The sequence below is a fragment of the Humidesulfovibrio sp. genome, assembly GCF_035560995.1.
In the GTDB taxonomy this organism is placed as follows: Bacteria; Desulfobacterota; Desulfovibrionia; order Desulfovibrionales; family Desulfovibrionaceae; genus Humidesulfovibrio.
Map to the genome: position 1 here is coordinate 1 of NZ_DATMYK010000183.1, position 3,303 is coordinate 3,303.

The 3,303-nt window shown below is 63.1% G+C and carries 4 protein-coding genes; 3 read left to right on the forward strand and 1 reads right to left on the reverse strand.

From position 1 onward, the window contains the following. Nucleotides 1-195: 195 nt before the first annotated feature. Together VN419_RS07055 and VN419_RS07060 are read left to right on the forward strand one after the other, a co-directional pair. Nucleotides 196-1,293, forward strand: a complete 1,098-nt coding sequence (locus tag VN419_RS07055; RefSeq protein WP_325645898.1) for a rhodanese-like domain-containing protein — start codon at nucleotides 196-198, stop codon at nucleotides 1,291-1,293. Nucleotides 1,294-1,626: 333 nt separating this feature from the next. Further along, on the forward strand, nucleotides 1,627-1,914 hold the full coding sequence (locus tag VN419_RS07060) for a metal-sensitive transcriptional regulator (RefSeq protein ID WP_325645900.1): 288 nt from the start codon (nucleotides 1,627-1,629) through the stop codon (nucleotides 1,912-1,914). A gap of 86 nt (nucleotides 1,915-2,000) precedes the next feature. Here the strand turns inward: VN419_RS07060 and VN419_RS07065 are convergent, their stop codons facing one another. Further along, nucleotides 2,001-2,654 (reverse strand): CerR family C-terminal domain-containing protein, encoded by a 654-nt coding sequence (locus tag VN419_RS07065; RefSeq protein ID WP_325645902.1) that lies wholly within the window; start codon nucleotides 2,652-2,654, stop codon nucleotides 2,001-2,003. Between the two features lie 100 nt (nucleotides 2,655-2,754). Between VN419_RS07065 and VN419_RS07070 the strand changes: the two genes are divergently transcribed. Then, a partial coding sequence (locus tag VN419_RS07070; RefSeq protein ID WP_325645904.1) for an MFS transporter occupies nucleotides 2,755-3,303 on the forward strand: 549 nt, incomplete at its 3' end.

The following is a 3,303-nucleotide window of genomic DNA, read 5'->3' on the forward strand; positions in this document are numbered from 1 at the left end:
GGAAAAGCCCGGCTTCCGCTCCATGTTCACCGGCAGCGTACCGCGCCACTACGCCCGCCACCACCACGGCCTGTGGGTGGAAACGCTGGACGCGCTGGAAAAGGGCGAACCCGGCGCGAAGTGATCGTTCCCGACGGGACCGGGGGAACCCTCCGGCCCGAGAGTCTGCAAACCCTCGAACCCTAGGAGAAGACCATGCGTACCAAGCGACTGCTGCAGGCGTTTCTGCTGGCTTTGCTGACCCTGGCCTTTGCGGTCCAGGCCCAGGCGGCCAACCCGGACTACTTCTACAAGCACCTTGTGGACATCAATTACGTGAAGCCCCTGGTGAAGGTGCCCAACCCGGAAGGGGTGAAGCTCATCGACTCGCGCCCGTACCAGGCGAAGTACGTGCAGGGCTACATCCCCACGGCCATCAGCCTGCCGGACAGCGACTTCGAGAAGAAGGCCGCCGAGCTTTTGCCCAAGGACAAGAACGCCACGCTCATTTTTTATTGCGAGGGCCCGGAGTGCAGGCTCTCCCACAACTCCGCCCGCAAGGCCGAGAAGCTGGGCTACAAGAATGTGAAGGTGTTCCCCGGCGGCTACCCGGAGTGGGTGAAGGCGGGCAACTATCCGGCCATCGGCGTGGAGCAGGTGAAGGACATGCTGACCAAGGGCGAGAGCTTCCTGCTGGTGGATTCCCGCCCGCTGGTGAAGTTTCTTGAGGGCAGCATCCCCGGCGCCATAAGCCTGCCGGATTCCACCTTTGACAAGAAGCAGGGCCTGCTGCCCGCGGACAAGGGCGCGCAGCTGGTGTTCTTCTGTGGCGGGTACGAGTGCCCCTTGAGCCATGCCAGCGCCAGGAAGGCCATGGCCCTGGGCTACACCAATGTGAAGGTCTGCGAGGCTGGCGAGCCCGCCTGGGTCAAGCTGTACGGCGCTTCGGGCGGCGGTCTCAAGGTCCAGACCGGCGGCGTCGAGGGCGCCATCAACGTGGAGCAGTTCAAGAAGATCCTGGCCGAGAAGCCGGACAGCATCCAGCTCATCGACGTGCGCGACCCGGACGAGTTCGCCGCGGGCCATTCGCCCAGCGCGATGAACATCCCGGTGAACGAGCTGGAGAAGAAGCTGCCGGGCATGAAGTTCGACAAGCCCGTGGTCTTCGTGTGCGCCACGGGTTCGCGCAGCGGCGAGGCCTATTACATGACCCGCGATCTGCGCAAGGACGTGAAGGACGTGTTTTATCTGGAGGCCACCACCAAGTGGTCCAAGGACGGGACCTGCGCCATTACCGAAAACAAGAAGAAGTAGCCGATACCAAAGCGGGCCGGGGGCGCAAACCTCCGGCCCGTCAATCTTTTCATGCGTACGCGGCAAGTTCCGGAGTGTTTGCCCGCAGGACATCAACATTTCCGATTGAAATTATCGGGAACCTCGCGTAGCAGAGTGGGCCGGAGAGCGTCGGTGAAGTTGGCCGCTTGAGGAGACCCCCCCTTGCCAAGTTCTGATTTCAATGACATGCCAAATGCGGGAACGAAACCCTGTGCCCCGGATACCCCATGCGGGCAGGGGGCGTGCTGCGCTGGCGCGCGTGCTCCGCATAACGGTGTTATTTCATCAGCCAAGGGATTTCAGGAGGCGGACATGGCCAAGGAACTCAAGGATCAGGAAGCTCTCAAGAAAGATGTCATGGCCCGCATGAAGCGCATCGAGGGTCAGGTGCGCGGCATTCAGCGGATGATTGATGAGGGCAAGGAATGTGAGGACATCCTGGTGCAGGTGCGGGCGGTGCGCTCGGCCCTGCGCTCGGCCACCACACAGATCATGCGCCGCTACCTGCTGCGCTGCAACGAACAGGCCGTGCAGTCGGGCGATCCCACCGCCCAGTACGACAAGCTCATGAAGCTCGTGTCGGACTTCATCGACGGCTAGCCTTCCCGGCCCGCCGCCTTCATCCCCCCGCAAGAAAAACGACGGGCGGCCCCTGCGGACCGCCCGTTTTTTTCACTTCACGTCTGTTATGCGGGTTCCGGCTCCACCGGGGGCAAGTTCCGCAACGCGCTCAAGGAAAATGTGGTGATGTGCCGCGCCAGGGCCTCTATCCCCGCCTCATCGAAGCGCAGGTCTGGGATAAGTCGCCCGATGACCGAGCGCGAGCGGAAGATGTATTGGCACTGGCCCACTACGCTCATGGTGCAGTGCAGGGTGCGCGTGTCGCCCGCTTTGGCTTCGCCGCCCATTATCTCGGCTACGATGGTGCGCAGCTGCTCTGTAAGCGGCAGTATGTAGCGCTCCACGATGTGGTCCAGGGCCTCGGTGGGCTCGTGCAGCTCCCGGGCCATGAGCTTGCCGCACCAGGCGAAGCGCTCGCTGCCCAGGGTGCGCAGCAGAAACGAGTGCACAAAGGCGAACAGCCGCTCCTCGCACCCGGCTTCCGGCCCCAGGTGCAGGTTTGGCGGGTAGCGCCGCAGGCCGTTTTCAAAGGCCTCCACCAGCAAGGCCTTGTACAGTCCTTCCTTGTCGCCGAAGTGATAATGCACGGCCGCCACGTTGGCGCTGGCCACGCGGCATATCTCGCGCACCGTTGCGGCCTTGAAACCCTTTTCCGAAAAGACCTCTCCTGCGGCGTCCATGAGCCTGCGCTTGGTGTCGGCCGGTTCAACCTGCTGCATTCACTCCTCCTGATCTGATCGTGAAACGACAGATTAAAACGCTTGATTGACAGAGTCAAATGGAATACTGAAGCGCTTCTGAAAACGCGCAGGGAGTCGTATGCAGGAGAACGGACAAAAGGCGCCTTCCGGTGACTGGCGGGCCTTTAGCGTGGCGGTTTCGGGCACCTTCATGGCCACCCTCGACGCCGGCATCGTCAACACCGCCTTGCCCACCATCGGCATCGGCTTTGATGCGCCCCTGCCTCAGGTGCAGTGGATCGTTGCCGCATATTTTCTGGTCATCTCCTGCCTGTTGCCTCTGTTTGGCCGCATGGGCGACATGTACGGCCGCAAGCGCCTGTACTCCATGGGCTTCATCATCTTTACCGTGGCTTCGCTCCTGTGCGGCGCGGCCCCGGCCCTGTGGGCGCTCATCGCCGCGCGGGTGGGGCAGGGCCTTGGCGCGGCCATGCTCATGGCCAACGGGCCTGGCATCATCATGGCAGCTTTTCCCGGCCCCACGCGCGGCCGGGCGCTCGGCTTCACCGGCATGACCGTGGCGCTGGGCTCCATGGCCGGGCCCGGCCTGGGCGGCCTGCTCATCCAGGGTTTCGGCTGGCGCAGCGTGTTCTACGTGAATCTGCCCATCGGGCTCCTTGGCCTGTAC